Origin of the sequence: Sedimenticola hydrogenitrophicus (assembly GCF_025175675.1) — a bacterium.
Lineage (GTDB): Bacteria > Pseudomonadota > Gammaproteobacteria > Chromatiales > Chromatiaceae > Sedimenticola > Sedimenticola hydrogenitrophicus.
The window spans coordinates 1-16272 of sequence record NZ_JANIOA010000063.1 but is presented as its reverse complement, the minus strand read 5'-3'; the positions used below and the strand labels follow the sequence as shown (position 1 = coordinate 16272).

The window sequence follows — 16272 nt, the reverse complement described above, 5'->3', positions numbered from 1 at the left end:
CCGTCAACTGGCGGTAGACCCACTCCCGCAACCCGTCCGCCGCCCGTCCCTGCGGTCCCTGCTTCAGCAGCTGACGGCACTGCTTCAGCAGCCGTACCTGGGTCTTCAGCTCCAGCGCCCGCATGCGCTTGCCCCCCTCGTCCTCAACGGCCAGCCGCTCGCGGTCGGCATGGGTGCGGGTGAGCATGGCCCGCGCATGGCTCAGGGCCCGTCCCAGGATCACAAAGGCGAAGTTGGGATCTTTCACCGGGCCCAGCAGATGCCGTTCCGCGCTGTACTGCAGCCAGGGCGGGAGATGCTGTTTCAGCCAGTCCACGCCGAACCAGCCGGAGAGGCCGCCCAGTACGCCGCCGCCGATGGCGCCGGTCAGCAGCGAGGCGCCCCCCAGACCGGCATCGGCCAACAGCCCGAGGGCCGCCCCGGCAGCGGTGCTGACCAGCACCAACTGGTTTTTTTCCAGCCCCCAGAGTGACCACTGGGAGGTGTCCATCAACTCGCTCTGGTGCACCTCCAGCCGGTGCAGATCCGACTCCAGCCGGTGGTAGAGAAACAGTGCCTCCAGCTGCTGCTGGCCCTCCCGCTCCATCCGGTTCAACTGCTGGTTGAAACGGGCGATCTCGTCCGGCAGCAGGGCGGCGAGCTGCTCCCGGGCGGCCTGTTCCAGCCGGCTGCTCGATTGCCGGTAGCCGAGCAACTGATAGAGATTCTCCACGATGATGCCGGCCGCCTGGCGTAACTTCAGCTTGCGGTAACCCTCCAGCTGTTCAATCGCCTGGCCGAATGAGCGCCCCTTGTGCGGCTCCAGCTCACCGAAGGTGCGCAGCAGCTGCAGGTGCTGGTCGAAGCCGGCATGCAGCGGATCAAACAGCCGTACCAGACTGAAATACTGATTCAGCGCCTGCTGCCACTGGGACACATACTGGTCGCCGCCGATCGGGTTGATCAGCGCCAGCCGCGGTCGGCCGGTCCAGCGCAGGATCTCCATCTCGGTCTCGTATTCCGGACTGTAGGGCAGCGAACCATCCACCACATAGATGATGCCGGCGCCCCTGACGATCGGAGTCAGCAGCTCCACTTCATCGACAAACCGGGGGGTACCGCTGAACTGTTCGACAAACGCCGCGACCCGCGCCGGCCGCCGGTCCGCGGCCACCGCTGGCTCCTTCAGCCAGGCCAGGCACTGCCCGGCGCGCTGGAAGCCCGGCGTGTCCACCAGCTCGAAAACGGTGCGGTTGTCCAGCTTCAGGGTGAAGTGCTGCGCCACCCGTGTGGTGCCGGAGAGCGGCGATATCTTCACCTGATCATTCTGGGTCAGCGCGGCCACCACCGAGGATTTGCCCTTGTTGGGGTGTCCCACCACCGCCATGACCGGATGCTCAGCCATCGGTGACCTCATCCGCCAGCCCCCCGCTGATCAACTGAAAGCGGTCCGGGATCTGGCATATGAAGGGTTGCCAGGAGAGGATCAGGTTGCGTTGGCGTGCCGCACTCATCCCGGCCAGGGGTACCGGCCAGAGAAACAGGCGGCTGCGCCGTGCCGCCAGCAGCTCGCAGAGATCGGCCAGCTCGCCGGTGGGCGGCTCCCAGCCCTTGCAGAGCAACAGCAGCGGCTGATCCGCCAGCTCGGCCAGCGCTGCCAAAGCCGCCTCCGTGGACGGCGCGTCGGCGATGTCAAACCAGTGTGTCCCGCTACCCTCCGCCGCCAGCTGTTGACGCAGCGGCCCGAGCAATTCTTCCGGCCACACGCCCCAGCAGACGATCTGTGCATAGCGGCCCGTGATCCGTTCGCTCGCGGTAACGGCATCCGTCGCTTCGCGCTGCTCCACCGGCTCCGCCTCCTGCTCGACCAGGCCGCTGCTGAGCCGCTGCCAGAGCCCGCCGATCAGGGCGTCGTTGTCACGCATCCGCCCCTGCATCCGGCTCAGACGCAACCGTGAGAGGGCCGTGCTGGCCAGCCGGGGCAACACGACGTACACCAGCAGACACATGAGCAGAAACCGCCACCACTGGCCGAACAGGGCGGGTTGTTCGGCCACCAGCGGGGCGGCGCGGAAGTAGTGGGTCTGTTCGATCAGCTCCAGGGAGGGCACCGCCGCCGGCCAGAGCGCCTGCCAAGGCCAGGCCAAGATGCCGGTGATCCGGTGGATCAGACCGCTGCCCAGATCCAGGGTCGAGGACCAGCCAAAGGCGAGATCGGTCAGCGCCAGGTAGAGCAGGAAAGCGATCAGCATGCCGCCGGCAAACAGCAGCGACAACTGCTGCCCCAGGGCCACCACGGTCTGCTTCAGCAACGGCCGGAGGACGCTGAGGAAACTCCCTGGCGGCAAGCGGTGTTCATACAGGGTGCGCAGGGGGAACGGCACCTGGGCCGAACTGAAAAAGAGCGCCAGCAACCACCAGATCAGGGGCAGAAACACGGCAAACAGCAGGAACCAGAGCAGGTTGATTCGCTGCAGGGGCTGAAACGCCAGCAGCCCCGCCATCAGGGCGAAGCCGCAGAGGAGGGCCACCACACTGGTCCCATAGACAAACAGGGTGCCGCCGCCGACCGGCGCACTCCCCCACTGCCGCAGCCAGTTGCGCAACAGCGGCCAGGGGGCCTGTCCCGGCTGGGTCAGGGCCCAGCCGCGATCGCGCCGGTGCAGGGTCTGCCAATCGACCGTGCGCTCGGTCTCCAGATGCCGGCGCAGCAGGATCAGCAGGAGACTTTTTTCCCAGATGCTCACATTATTTCCATAAGCGCCGCATGGCCCGGGAACGAGACGGATTCGTCATCCGGAACGGCCTCGTCCCAAGGGTCGTATCAACCCGATAAGTAACCACTCACCCGGCTTGTAAGTGATTGGCCTGCCTTGTTGGCCGATCTTGATGGCGCCTCGAATCCGGCCCCTTTTTCAGATTCAAGCCTGCCCTTGTTTGAGCGAAGCGAGTTTGGGCAGGCGCTGAAAAAGGGGCCGGATTCGAGGAGACAAGCCATCGTGTGAGGCCGGCAAGGCAGGCCAATCACCCGTGAGTAGTTACCCCGATAATTTCATTATGCCACCGGACACTATTTCATATTCCGTGAACTATCAATACCACACAAAGCCCCGTCGAGGACCGCCGTGGGTAAAATTACCCCGACCTTTACCGGAACCTGCTACCATCCTCGCACACGCCCTGCACACTATTTCCATAGCATTCCCGCCATGCCCGAAATCGGACCACCGCTGCATCTTTGCCACGACGAATGGGGCAGTCTCTCGGTACACCAGGACGCCGACCGCCGCATGCTCTGTTTCGGCAACACGATCGAGCAGAGCTGCATCGACATCCACCAGCCAGCGCGGCTCTGTCACCACTACACCCAGGTGATGATGCTCGGTTTCCTGCTGCTCAAGGCCCCCAGACACTGCACCCTGCTGGGCCTGGGGGCCGGGGCACTGGCCCAGGCGGTGCTGACCCATCAACACGACTGCCGCATCGACGCGGTGGAGCTGCGTCCCCGGGTAGTGGAACTGGCGAAGGCGTGGTTCTCACTGCCCGACGACAGGCGGCTGCGCCTGCATGTGACCGACGCCTGGGAGTACCTGAACCGTCACCCCGCCCCGGCCGACCTGATGCTGACCGATCTCTATATGGGAGAGGGGATGAACGAACTGCAGGCGCGGCTGCACTTCCTGGCCGCCTGCCGCGGTGCGCTGAAGCCGGGCGGGATACTGGTCTGCAACTACTGGATGAAGAGCAGCCTGACCCACCACGCCCTGAACGAGGCGCTGCAGGTGGCCTTTGATCAACAGGTGGTCACCCTCGGCATCCCGGACGGCAACTGCATCGCCTTTGCCTTCGATGGCGGGATACCGCGCCTGCGGCAGAAACCGTTTATCCAGGCGGCCACGGAGCTGGGGGAACGCATGCAGATACCGCTGCGCAAGCATGCCCGCTCGCTGCTGCACGAGAATCGCCAGGCGTTCCGGTTTGCACGGTGTAACGGCGAGGATTGAGCGGATTCGTCGGAACATCCCGGCGAATCCGCTCTAAGACTACTGCAGGATCGGATAGAACTGGGTAAACATCATATCCTTTTCGGCGTTGGCCTGATGGCAGGCCGCACAACTGGCCGCCGGTGCCGCCGTCGAGGTCTTGCTGTAGGACGTGGTTGAAGCAGCTGGGCGATCCAGCCCGCTGACCTCGCCCGGTCAGCGGGCCGCTATGGTGTGCATGAGAATGGACCCGGCTTCGTAGTAGCCCTGGCGCACGGCGACGCAGCGTTCGCGATGGCCGATCACCGGTGAAATCGGCAGCAGTGTCGCGTCCTCCCGCAACAGCGCCTGTGCGGCCAGGGTGCCGAAGGTGACACCCGGCCCGATCCCGCGGCCGGAGTAACCGAAACAGCAATAGCCCCCACCCAGATCGACGATCTTCGGAATGTGATCACCGGTCACCGCGATGCGCCCGCACCAGGCGGATTCCAACCGCCGGTGTCCCAGCCGGGGGAAGAGCTGCGCGAGTTTGCGCTGCGCCCAATCCGCATGCACCCTGGCACCTGGCCCCTCCAGGTTACCGATCGCGCCGATGATCAAGCGTCCGGCCCGATCGAGGCGGAAGGAGGACATCACCATGGCGGTATCCCAGCACCCTTCGCCGCCGGGCACAACGGCCGACCGTTCGCGCTCATCCAGCGGGGCGGTGGCGGCCTGAAAGAAGTACAGCGGGACGCTTTGCGGTGCCGGCACACCCGCCGCCAGGCGGTGATAGGCGTTGGTCGCCAGGAGCAGTGACCGGGCCGACACTGCGCCCTCTGCGGTCTCCACCACCCAGGCCGCCCCTTCCCGCGCCAACCGGAGTACCGGGCTGTGGGCGTGCACGCTGGCGCCGGCCTCCTGCGCGGCACGGGCCAGCCCGCGGCACAGCGCCAGCGGCTGTACGGTTCCCGCCCGTGCGTCATGCAGCGCCCCGTGGAATCCCGACACCCCGGTGCGCCGTGCGGTCTCGCCGCCATCGAGCAGCGTGACGGGGGCCCCGCGCGCCTGCTGCTGGCGCAAGCGGTTGTTGAGATCGCGCAGACCCGCCGCCGAGTGAGCACAGTGCAGGGTGCCGTTGCGCACCGGCTCGCAGTCGATCCGGTAGCGCTCGATGAGATTGAAGACGCGCTCGGGCGCGGCCTCGAGGTGCGCCAGCAGCCGCTCGCCCTCCCCATCACCCAGGGATTTCAGGATCGCCTCCGGCGGCAGCCATAACCCGGCGTTGACCAGGCCCACGTTGCGCCCCGATCCGCCATGGCCGATCTCCGCTGCCTCGATCAGGCACACGCCGGCGCCGGCGCGTGCCGCCTCCAGCGCCGCGGCCATGCCAGTATAACCTCCGCCGATCACCACCAGGTCGACCGTCTTGCGGCCCGCCAGGGGCGGCGCGTGGACGGCCTCACGGCAGGTGGACTCCCACAGGTTGCCGGTCACCTTGGTCCCCATTACTCACCCCCTCCTGCTGCGGCCGCCGATCCGCTCACTGGCAAGCGATGCGGGCTAGAAGTCAAACTTCACCCCCTGCGCCAGTGGCAGTTCGGCGGAGAAGTTCACCGTGTTGGTCTGGCGTCGCATATAGCCGCGCCAGGCATCCGAACCGCTCTCGCGTCCGCCGCCGGTCTCCTTCTCGCCACCAAAGGCCCCGCCGATCTCGGCGCCCGAGGGGCCGATGTTGACGTTGGCGATGCCGCAGTCGGAACCGGTGGCGGAGAGGAAGGTCTCCGCCTCGCGCAGGTTGAGCGTGAAGATGCAGGAGGAGAGCCCCTGCGGCACAGCGTTGTGCAGCGCGATGGCCTCCCCCAGCGTTTCATAGCCGAGGACATAAAGGATGGGCGCGAAGGTCTCGCTACGCACGATGTCGCTCTGGGCCGGCATCTCGACGATGGCCGGCTCCACGTAGGCACCGCCCCGGGGTACGTCGCTGGTGACGGCCCGCCCGCCGTGGACGCGACCGCCCTCCGTCCCGGCCTGCGCCAGCGCCGCTTGCATGCGCTCGCGCGCGGCACCATCGATGAGTGGCCCCACCAGGGTACCGGGCTGACGCGGATCGCCGACGGGCAGGCTGGCGTAGGCCTGGGTCAGACGCCCCACCAACTCCGCACGGATCGAGTGGTGGACGATGAGACGCCGCAGCGAGGTACAACGCTGGCCCGCCGTCCCCACTGCCGAAAAAACGATGGCGCGCACCGCCATATCCAGATCGGCCGACGGGGCGACGATCATGGCGTTGTTGCCGCCCAGTTCCAGGATCGGCCGGCCGAAGCGCGCCATCACCCGGGGTCCGACGATCGCCCCCATGCGCGTTGAGCCGGTGGCCGAAACGATGGGCACCTCGCGCGACTCCACCAGCGCCTCACCCACGGCGGGACCGCCGATCACCAGTTGCACCAGCCCGTCGGGCGCATCGCCGAAGCGCTGCAGCGCCCGTTGCATGGCCCGCATGGAGGCCATGGCCGAGAGCGGCGTCTTCTCGGACGGTTTCCAGATCACCGGGTCGCCGCACACCAGCGCCAGCGCCGCGTTCCAGGACCAGACCGCCACCGGGAAGTTGAAGGCGCTGATCACCGCGCAGGGACCGAGCGGATGCCAGCTCTCCATCATGCGGTGACCGGGGCGTTCGGAAGCGATGGTCAGGCCATAGAGTTGGCGCGACAGGCCGACGGCGAAATCGCAGATATCAATCATCTCCTGCACCTCACCGAGCCCTTCGGAGAGGATCTTGCCCGCTTCCAGGGTCACCACCGCGCCCAGCGCCTGCTTGACGTTGCGCAGCTCCTCGCCGAGCAGCCGCACCAGCTCGCCGCGACGCGGTGCCGGCACCTGACGCCAGGCGTGGAAGGCCTGCTGCGCCCGGGCGATCACCCGGGGCATGTCTGCCGGATCGGTCTCCGCCACCCGCGCCACCTCCGCCCCGTCGATGGGCGAGTGCACCGCCAGGGTACCTCCGCTCAGGTCGCTCTCGGTCAGGCCCGCTGCCTGGAGGATCTCTTGATGATTCATCTCACACTCCCGTCGTGACTATCTTGCGCTGCTCCTCCATACCCATGGAGACCAGCACCGGATCCGTCTGTTGCCGTTTCTGAAAATCGCTCTTGCCGTGCATGCCGCGCCAATCCGCCAGGATCAGCGCCTGCGCCACCGCGCCGCCCAGCGTGGAGCCGGGGCCGGTGACAATGAACAGGTCGGGCGCGAACTCGCGCGCGGCAATGCGCACCGCCTGACTAAAATCATAGGTCGCGACGACCTGATGGCCCAGGGTGTAGTCCCACAGCGCCTGGGTATCGGTGGCGCCCGGCCACCAGATGGCGCCGCGCCCGTCGATCATCGGCAGTCGCGGCAGACCGAACAGTTCCGGCGCCAGTCTTGCCCGGCCGCATTCCGCCACCGGCCGCTGCAGGGCGCAGTGGAAGCCCGCATGGTTGGCCAGCCGCATTGGAAAGCGCCCCTGCAGCGGCGGCACGGCCTGCTCAAACGCGGCCAGCCCCGCCTCGTTGCCGGCCAGCACCAGCATACCGCCCAGGTCGATGGATAGCGCCAGCACCTGGTCGGCATGCCTGTCGATCTCCGCCACCTGTGCCAGCAGCTGCGCCTTGCGCGCGACGTCGGGTACCCATTCCTCATCCACAAAGGGGTAGATGAGCTGACCGCCGATCAGCGCCTCCTGCATCAGCGTGCCCATGGTGTTGGCCACCTCAAAACCGGCCTCGGCCGACAGGGCGCCGCCCACGGCCAGCGCCGAGTACCAGCCCAGGGAGTTGCCGGTCACGGCCACCACCTCTATCCGTTCACGGTCGATGGCGCGGAAGTCGCCCAGCGTCGCGGCGTAGATCAGCGCCGAGGCGTTGTCGCCCCGGGTGTGGGTGGCCAACGCATAGCGGGCCGCGCCGTCCAGCGCCGACAACGTCTCCTGCCCCAGCGCCGTACGCCGCGTGTCGAAGGTTTCCAACAACGCCCGGTCGCCGAAATGGCGCTGCAGGTAGCCCAGCTCGCTCTTGTTATAGGTGCCCCGTCCGGGGCAGATGACCACGGCGGTTTTCATGACCGCACCAGCTTCATGGCCGCCGCGAAGATAGTGTCCGCCGACGGCAGGATCGCGGCATAGGCCGGACCGGTGGCGATGAAGCTGTCCTCGGCGGTCAGCCGCGCCAGCGGCACCCGGGTGCGTTCGGTGAACAGCGCCATCAGCGCCTCGGCGAGGCCGCCCGAGCGCCGGGTCTCGTCCACGATGAGGATATGCCGCGCCCCCCGCACCGACTCCACCAGGGCATCGGCGGGCAGCGGCGACAACCAACGCAGGTCGATCACCCGCGTCCTGATCCCCGCCTCCGCCAGGCGCCGCTGCGCCTGGCGCGACAGGTAGTAACCGTTGCCGAAGCTGACGATGGCCAGCTCCTCTCCACCTCCATGCACCCCCACCTCGCCCAGCGGGATCCGCTCGTCCGGCGGCGGGTAGAGATTCATCCAGCCGCCGTCTTCGCCGTGCAGGTCGCGCATGGGATAGAGCGCGATGGGCTCCAGGAACACCACCACCCGCTGCTCCTCGCGCGCCAGGCGCACGCACTCGCGCAGCATGCGCGCTGCGTCCGCACCGTTGGAGGGGCAGGCGAGGATGACGCCGGGGATGTCTCGCAGCACCGCCAGCGAGTTGTCGTTGTGGAAATGGCCGCCGAATCCCTTCTGATAGCCCAGGCCGGCGATGCGCACCACCATGGGGTTGCTGTACTGGCCGTTGGAGAAAAACGGCAGCGTCGCCGCCTCGCCGCGGAGCTGGTCCTCGGCGTTGTGCAGGTAGGCCAGGAACTGGATCTCGGGCAGGGGGATGAAACCGTTGTGCGCCATGCCGATGGCCAGCCCGAGGATGGACTGCTCGTCAAGCAGCGTATCGATCACCCGGTCGGCGCCGAAGCGTTCGCGCAGCTTCTGGGTGACGCCGTAGACGCCGCCCTTGCGCCCCACGTCCTCGCCCATGAGCACAATCTCGCGGTACTCCAGCATCAGGTCGGTGAGGGTCCAGTTGATGAGGCGCGAGAGGATCTGCGGCTCGTCCAGCGCCTCCAGGCGGCCGCCGAAGGCCGCCGCGCGCGTGGCGGTGCCAGGCCGCCCCACCGGCGTGCAACGCCGCGGCGGCGGCACGAGGCTGGCCATCACCTCTGCGGCGCTGCGCAGCCGCGGGCGTCGCACCACCTCGGCGGCGATGCGGGCGACTCGCTCATTGGTCTCTTCATAGACCGCCAACGCGGCCGCGGGCGTCAGCGCACCGGCCTGTGCCAGCAGCCGCACCGAATGGAGCAGCGGATCGTTGGCCTCCTCCGCCTCCACCACCTCGCGCGGCAGATAGGTGGTGGGCAGATCGGCGCCCGCGTGCCCATAGAGGCGCACCGTGCCCACATGCAGGAAAGCGGGTTTCCTCTGCCGCCGCACATAGCTCGCCGCCTCGGTGGCTACGCGGTAGGTCTGATAGATATCCAGCCCGTTGCAGAAGAAGTACCTCAACCCCGGGCGTTGGCTGAAGCTGGCGCTGATCCAGCCCCGCGGCGTGCGGGTCGAAATGCCGATGCCGTTGTCCTCGCAGACAAACAGCAGCGGCAGGGGAATCGACTGATAGGCGGTCCACTGCGCGGCATTGAACGCGCCCTGGGCCGTGGAGTGGTTGGCCGAGGCATCGCCGAACGAGCAGTAGACGATGGCGTCGTCGGGCAGTGCCTGGTGCTCGGGACGATGGCGCCGCGCCACGCCGATGGAGTAGGCGGTACCCACCGCCTTGGGCAGGTGACTGGCGATGGTGGAGGTCTGGGGCGGGATGTTGAGCGCCCGGGAACCCAGCACCTTGTGGCGTCCACCCGAGATGGGGTCTTCCGCGCAAGCGGCGAAGCTCAGCAGCATGTCCCAGGCAATGGACTGACCCGGTACCTGGGTGGCGCGCCCGATCTGGAACGCCGCGTCGCGGTAGTGCAGGAAGGCCATGTCGGTCGGCCGCAGCGCCAGCGCCAGTGCGGCCAGTCCCTCGTGCCCCGAGGAGCCGATGGTGTAAAAACCCTGCCCCGCCTTCTGCAGCGTCCGGCTCTGCCGATCCAGGGCGCGGCTCAGACAACCCGCGCGGTAGATCTGCACCGCATCGACGGCCGTCAGCGACCCATCGGGCGCGCTGCCTTCCGGCAGATCCCGCGCCGCGACCCGGCGCAGGAAGTTGTTGTGCACGATCTCGGCTCTATCCATAAGGCGTCACTTTGCACCCGGCAGTAGCGCCTTCTCGGGCACATCGACCTCATCCATGACTATCTCATTGCTGAAGGAGGCGCAGCGACAGCTTGCCGCCGATCTTCGGCGCGCGGAGAGAAAAGGCGTCGAACTGTGTATTTTGGTCAAGGCACAGCCCCCGAGCAACTGGTGGTACGCCTTTTGTAATCCCATTACCTGCGCTAGTCTAACGATAAATAATGGTAGCTTATTGAGTAAAACTCACATGATAGGACCGCGCCGCTTCTTGCCCTCCCTCAGCTCCCTGCTCGCACTGGAGGCCGTCGACCGTTTGGGCAGCGCCTCCGCCGCTGCCGGGGAGCTTGCGCTGACACACGGCGCCATCAGCCGTCAGTTGAAGGTACTGGAAACGCAACTCGGCGTCCCCTTGATCCAGCGCGACGGTAACCGCCTGAAGCTCAATCCGGCCGCCGCCGAGTACTGCGGGATCGTCCGCGGCCTGCTGCAGGACCTGTCGCGGGCGACCTTGAAACTGAAGGCCAATCCAACGGGGGGCAGCCTCAACCTGGCCATCCTGCCCGCCTTCGGCATGCACTGGCTGGCCCCCCGGTTGAAGGATTTCGCCGATCGCCATCCCGAGGTCTCGGTCAATCTGTCGACACGGCTGAAGCCCTTCGATTTTCGCACCGCCGACTTTGACGCGGCCATCCACTTCGGCCTCAGGGACTGGCCCGGCGTGGACTATCTGCCGATTGCCGACGAGCAGATCCTGCCGGTCTGCGCGCCAGACCTCCTCACCGAACCACCGTCCGATCCCGCCGCGCTGCTGCGCTATCCCCTGCTGCACCTGGAGACGCGCGCCGACGCCTGGGAGGCCTGGTTCCACACCTGCGGCATCCAGGTCTCCGGGTTGCGCGGCATGCTTTTCGATCAATTCTCCACCATGGCACAAGCCGCCGTGCACGGGCTGGGGATCGCTTTGCTGCCCAGCTATCTGGCGCAGCCCGAAATCCGCTCGGGCCGATTGGTCTGCGCCCATGGTGAGGCGGTGACAAGCGCGGGGAGCTATTACCTGGTGTGGCCCAACGAGCGGCCCGCGCGCGCGCCGCTGCTCAAGTTCGCCCAGTGGCTGGAACAGACGCTTTGTGGATCCCTGTCCGGTGGATAAATTAAGCGGACCCGCCCCGGATCTGCCGGTTTACGGACCCGTAGCCCCATCGCCGGCCTTGGCCTCAGCCTATTCACTATCGCAAACGGCGACCCGATTCCGTCCCAGCTTTTTGCCGGCATAGAGGGCTTGATCGGCCCGATGCAGCAGTCCGGCGATATCATCGCTCGGCCCGCCGCCATGGCGGCTGGTGGCGATGCCGACGGTTGCCTGGATGCAGAAGGGATGCTCCCCCCCGTCCACCCGGGTAGCCCTGAGTTTGTCCAGCAGACGCTCGCCGGTCCGGATGGCCGTGGATACATCGCAATCGGGCAACAGGATAACAAACTCATCGCCACCGAACCGGGCGATGATATCGCTGCCCCGCAGCGCTTTCCGGCACACTTCCACCAGGAGGAGGAGCGCGCTGTCGCCGGCAGCATGACCGTAGTTGTCATTGATCTGCTTGAAGTTATCGATATCGATCATCATCAGGGCCATCGGCGTCTGGGCGCGATCGGCACGGGCAAATTCCCGGGCCGCCAGCTGAAAAAAATGACGCCGGTTGGCCACCCCGGTCAGGGCATCGGTAGCCGCCATCAGTTCCAGTCGCGCCAGCGACTCGTTGAGACGGTCTTCGGCGTTGATCAAACGCTTGCCCACCAGCAGCCGTACCCGTAACTCAGCCGGGTTGGCCGGTTTGCTTTGAAAGTCATGCGCGCCCTGCTCAAGCGCATAGACCATGGCCGCCTCGTCACTCTTGCTGGTGAGCAGGATGGTGTAAATAAGGGGCGCGTCATTGCGCTGTTGCAGGGCATGACAGATTTCGACACCGCTCATACCGGGCATCAGCCAGTCGATGATGGCTATTCGCGGTGGCTCGGGTTGGCTCAATATCTGCCAGGCCTCCAGCCCGGTTTCAGCCTCAACGGCCTGGTAACCCCAATTCTCGACCATCCGCACCAGCAGACGCCGCGGAATACGCTCGTCGTCCGCGATCAATACCTGCAGGGATTTGTCGCTTCCGGCGATCTGTACATCTTGCTTGCTCATGACATTCGAACCGGTTGCTGAAGGTCGACTGACCAGACGGCGCTGTCCAGAGTCTGGCACAACCGTTCCAGGGCGGCGGTGACCGATTGATAACATAACCGCGTCTCGGACAGCTCAGCACGACCTGCCATCTGCTCCATCTGCTGGGTTATGCGGCGCAACTCCAGACCACCGACACTGGCGGCGATGCCAACCAGCGCGTGGCAACGCTCAGCTACACTGGCAAGATTTTCCGCCTGCAATGCCGAACCTATTTCCCGCAGGCGCAGGGGTGCGTCAGCCAGCGCCATGTCGACGATTTCCCGGATCAGGGCGAGGTCGCCGCCGGTCGCTGTCCGCAGATGCGCCGTATCCAGTATGGTCGCTGTCTCGATCTGCCGGGGACGCGGCTCGTCTGTCAGATCCGCAGGGGTGATGGTCGACAGGTAGTGCGCCATCACGGTAGCGACCGTTTGTCGGGTAACCGGTTTCTGGAGGTATTCGCTCATACCGGCCTCCAGGCAGCGTCCACGATCGCCCTGCATGGCCAGCGCGGTCATGGCGACGATCGGCGTCCGCTGGTTTCGGCCTGCCGCGCCGCGCAGCGTTCGGGTGGCCTCAAGGCCGTCCATTACCGGCATGGTGATATCCATTAAAATAATGTCGTAGTCGCTCTGATTGGCCATCTCCACTGCAACCCGGCCGTTCTCCGCCAGGTCGACCCGGCAACCCAAGCGCTCGAGCACGGTGAGCGCCACCTTTTGATTGACCCGGTTGTCCTCGACCAGCAGTACCCGGGCATCAAAGCGCAGCCGTTTATTGTCGTCATGGCGGGAGATCACCGGCAGGACAGGGTTGTCGGTCGCCTCCAGGGGCAGGGTCAGCTTGAAGCATGACCCCTGGCCCTCGCTGCTCTCCACCTCGATAACTCCACCCATCAGGTCGACCAGATGACGGGTAATGGCGAGACCGAGACCGGTACCGCCAAACCGGCGGGTGACCGAGGCGTCGGCCTGGGTGAATTTGTCGAAGATGTTCTGTAGCCGGTCTGCCGGGATACCGATACCGCTATCCTCCACCAGACAGGTAACCGGGGCAGTCGCTTCAGCCTGGGTGATGTGCAGGCAGACAAAACCCTGCTCGGTGAACTTGACGGCATTGCCGAGCAGATTGGTGAGCACCTGGCGAACGCGTACCGGGTCACCCATGAATGTCCGCTGCAGCTGTTCGGGATAATCCAGTTTCAGCTCCAGCTGCTTTGTCTCGGCCTGCTGGTGAAACAGCAACAGCACTTGCTCTGCGGTGGCCCGCAGATCAAACGGCTCTGAATGAAGGTCGAGCTTGCCCGCCTCGATTTTGGAGAAGTCCAGTACATCATCGAGGATCGTCAGTAGTGAGTTGGCCGAGCAATCAATGGTCTCCAGGTAGGCCCGCTGCTGATGGGAGAGCGGAGTGTCGTTGAGCAAATCGACCATACCGATGACCCCGTTCATCGGGGTTCGGATCTCATGTGACATATTCGCCAGAAATTCGCTTTTCGCCCGGGCCGCCGATTCAGCATCCTCTTTTGCCCCCTGTAACTCCCGGGTGCGCTCCAAGATTCGATCCTCCAGGTCGATGTTAAAGATCTCCAACTGGCGGGCATAATCGACCAATTCCCGCTGTTTGCGGGCCAGTTCTCCGGTCATCCGGTTGAAGGTGTCGGCTATCTCCCCCAATTCATCCCTGGATTTCACTTCGGCCCGGACGCTAAGGTTGCCGCTCTGAATCTGATCCATGGTGGCTCGCAGTTGACCGATGGGGCGCAGCAGAAAACGCCGGATGACCAGCATCAGGATCAGGATGATCAGAATATCCAGCACGACCACCTGGGTGGCGATAGTGCGGACCGTGTTGCTCAGGCTGGCACGCAACGGATCCATGGTGAGAAATATGCCGACCCGGCCGATCTGTTTTGGGCCGGCCGTGGTCCCCAGGCCGGACTTGAGAATCGGCGCCTCGACATACAGATCATCCGCTCCGGGGGCAACCGGGGGCTGTTCGATGATCTTGCCTGTCGAGGCTTTCCACAGAATCAACCAGGGACGGGCAGACTGCTCATTTTCCCGGGGCGGCTCGCTGATTTGTACCCCCGCGATATGGCGCTCACTCATCCCGGCTAACACGATGCTGTGCCCGGCGCTGTCGTCCATATCCCACAACGGCACGCTCAGGGCCGCGGCCAGCACATTGGCGCTGCGTTGACCATTTTCAATCAGCTGGGCTCTCATCTCATCGGTTACCCGACCCACTTGCCAGATGGCAAAGGCAGCCAGGGTGCCGGTGGTGACCAGCACCACGATCAGGATCAGCTTGTAGGCCAGACGCGCCCGAAAATGGCGCCCCGCGCGCTTTTTCGGTTCAATCTGGTACATGGATTCCGGGAGCTTGCATTGGCGACACCAAGCCCTCCTCGATCAGCTCGTCGAGGGTATTCTGCCATAGCTGAACCACCACCTCCGGTGTATCCCGGGAAAAGGCGACATAGAAGCTGGTTTTACGTAAAGTGAGCACCGGCTTGAGGCGGTCGAGGGGGTAACCCGCCTGCTTCATCACCAACGGAGCGTAGAGTGAACCGCCAACCCACAACTGGACACGGCCGGCCATCAGGTTGCGGGCGATAGCCTCGGGTTCGCTGTGCCGATAGAGATTGGTAAAACCCCGTTCAACCAGAAACTGTTCATCGGCATCATCCCGGTAGGTGCCGATGCTCTCCACCCGGCGGGCATCGTCCAGGGTACGGATGACCGGTTGAAAATCGTGTCGGGCATAAAGCTGGCTGTAACTGCTGCCGATCGGTCCGACCCAGTGGAACAGGGATTCCCGTTTTTTACTGCGAATAGTCGAATAGAGCGCCGTGTTGGGCTGCTTCAGTGCGAGTTGGTAGGCGCGTGACCAGGGCATGACCTCTATGGCCTGGTTGATCCCCAATCGCCTGATGATGGCTCTCACGATGCCGGCAGAGTGCCCGACCAGATTGCCCCTTTCGTAATAGCTTACCGGCGGCAACTCTTCGGTGAGTATCCGTAACCGGCTTAGCGCGCTCTGGGTGGCGGCTGAGAAGGCGGTTCGGGGCGGCGGCTCCTGACCCGGCAGCCACTTGTCAAAAATGCGCCGGAATGTCCCATCCTGCCGCATGGTGTCGAGACTGGCTTGCCACTGGGCAACGATGGCATCATCGGTCTGTTTCGAAAACGCGATATAGAGATAATTGGTCTTGACCGCCAGTACCGGCTCAATTTGCTGTGGGTCCTGGCCCATCTGTTTTAAAACCTGAGGGGCTGTCAGGTTGGAGTCGAGCCACAGATCCACCCTTCCCTCCAGCAGCTTTCGGGCACAGCTCACCAGCTTGGGGGAGCTGTCCAGGTTGGTGAAGTGCTGCTCTTTCAGAAACTGTTCCCGGGCATCGTCCCGGTAGGTGGCGATACTCTTCACCTGACGGGCATCATCCAGGTTGCTGAGCGAGATGGGTGAGCCGCGTTTTTTGTAAAAGACATAGCTGAAGGGCGCCAGGGGTCCGACCCATTTGAACTGTCCCTCCCGCTCCTCGGTGCGGGTAGTCGAAAAGAGCACCACGTTGGGCTCTTCCAGTGCAGCCCGGTAGCCACGGGCCCAGGGGACGGACTGAATCGCTTCAGATTGTCCATTACGTCGCATGATCTCCCGGACCAGCTCCACGGAGAGCCCGGTGATTTCACCATTCTCGGTAAAGTTGAGAGGAGGGAGTTCTTCGGTCAAGACGCGCAACGGCTGTGCCGCTAGCGTGGCCGGCAGGAGCAGCGGCAACAGAAGCGCTGTCCGGAACAGCCGCATGGCCCAGTGCATGGCAAACCTCCCTACGCTAGTACTCAG

The 16272-nt window shown here is 65.0% G+C and carries 12 protein-coding genes; 2 read left to right on the top strand and 10 right to left on the bottom strand.

Annotated features, from left to right (window positions below; all coding sequences use genetic code 11):
* Both NPX02_RS20080 and NPX02_RS20075 read right to left on the bottom strand, forming a co-directional pair.
* The coding region (locus NPX02_RS20080; protein ID WP_260295823.1) for a GTPase/DUF3482 domain-containing protein at positions 1-1384 on the bottom strand (1384 nt) is incomplete at its 3' end.
* Positions 1377-2726: a DUF2868 domain-containing protein gene (locus tag NPX02_RS20075; RefSeq protein ID WP_260295822.1), complete on the bottom strand. Its 1350-nt coding sequence runs from the start codon at positions 2724-2726 to the stop codon at positions 1377-1379. The genes NPX02_RS20075 and NPX02_RS20080, both read right to left, overlap by 8 nt.
* A 462-nt stretch (positions 2727-3188) precedes the next feature.
* Here NPX02_RS20075 and NPX02_RS20070 point away from each other — a divergent pair, with 462 nt between their 5' ends.
* Positions 3189-3983, top strand: coding sequence for a spermidine synthase (locus tag NPX02_RS20070; RefSeq protein ID WP_260295821.1), 795 nt, complete (start codon positions 3189-3191; stop codon positions 3981-3983).
* Between the two features lie 195 nt (positions 3984-4178).
* Here the strand turns inward: NPX02_RS20070 and NPX02_RS20065 are convergent, their stop codons facing one another.
* Genes NPX02_RS20065 through NPX02_RS20045 form a run of 5 tightly spaced genes read right to left on the bottom strand, consistent with a single transcriptional unit; the run spans position 4179 to position 10370 of the window.
* Positions 4179-5450 (bottom strand): NAD(P)/FAD-dependent oxidoreductase, encoded by a 1272-nt coding sequence (locus NPX02_RS20065; RefSeq protein WP_260295819.1) that lies wholly within the window; start codon positions 5448-5450, stop codon positions 4179-4181.
* Positions 5451-5504: 54 nt separating this feature from the next.
* Positions 5505-7004, bottom strand: coding sequence for an L-piperidine-6-carboxylate dehydrogenase (gene amaB / locus NPX02_RS20060; protein WP_260295818.1), 1500 nt, complete (start codon positions 7002-7004; stop codon positions 5505-5507).
* Position 7005: 1 nt separating this feature from the next.
* The gene (locus tag NPX02_RS20055) at positions 7006-8043 is read right to left on the bottom strand and encodes an ACP S-malonyltransferase (RefSeq protein ID WP_260295817.1); all 1038 of its coding nucleotides are present in this window, start codon (positions 8041-8043) and stop codon (positions 7006-7008) included.
* A complete protein-coding gene (locus NPX02_RS20050; RefSeq protein ID WP_260295816.1) occupies positions 8040-10220 on the bottom strand; it encodes a thiamine pyrophosphate-dependent enzyme in 2181 nt (726 codons plus the stop codon). The genes NPX02_RS20055 and NPX02_RS20050 overlap by 4 nt, the downstream gene beginning before the upstream one ends.
* Positions 10221-10226: 6 nt before the next feature.
* Positions 10227-10370, bottom strand: a complete 144-nt coding sequence (locus NPX02_RS20045; RefSeq protein ID WP_260295814.1) for a hypothetical protein — start codon at positions 10368-10370, stop codon at positions 10227-10229.
* A gap of 97 nt (positions 10371-10467) precedes the next feature.
* On the opposite strand from NPX02_RS20045, the gene NPX02_RS20040 reads away from it, so the two are divergent.
* The gene (locus NPX02_RS20040) at positions 10468-11370 is read left to right on the top strand and encodes a LysR substrate-binding domain-containing protein (RefSeq protein ID WP_260295813.1); all 903 of its coding nucleotides are present in this window, start codon (positions 10468-10470) and stop codon (positions 11368-11370) included.
* Between the two features lie 69 nt (positions 11371-11439).
* Here NPX02_RS20040 and NPX02_RS20035 read toward each other — a convergent pair whose 3' ends face one another.
* The 3 genes from NPX02_RS20035 to NPX02_RS20025 are packed head-to-tail and all read right to left on the bottom strand — an operon-like array spanning position 11440 to position 16245.
* A complete protein-coding gene (locus NPX02_RS20035) occupies positions 11440-12402 on the bottom strand; it encodes a GGDEF domain-containing response regulator (protein ID WP_260295811.1) in 963 nt (320 codons plus the stop codon).
* Positions 12399-14795, bottom strand: a complete 2397-nt coding sequence (locus NPX02_RS20030; RefSeq protein WP_260295810.1) for an ATP-binding protein — start codon at positions 14793-14795, stop codon at positions 12399-12401. Before NPX02_RS20030 ends, NPX02_RS20035 begins: the two co-directional genes overlap by 4 nt.
* On the bottom strand, positions 14782-16245 hold the full coding sequence (locus NPX02_RS20025) for a substrate-binding periplasmic protein (RefSeq protein ID WP_260295809.1): 1464 nt from the start codon (positions 16243-16245) through the stop codon (positions 14782-14784). Before NPX02_RS20025 ends, NPX02_RS20030 begins: the two co-directional genes overlap by 14 nt.
* Between the last annotated feature and the right edge of the window lie 27 nt (positions 16246-16272).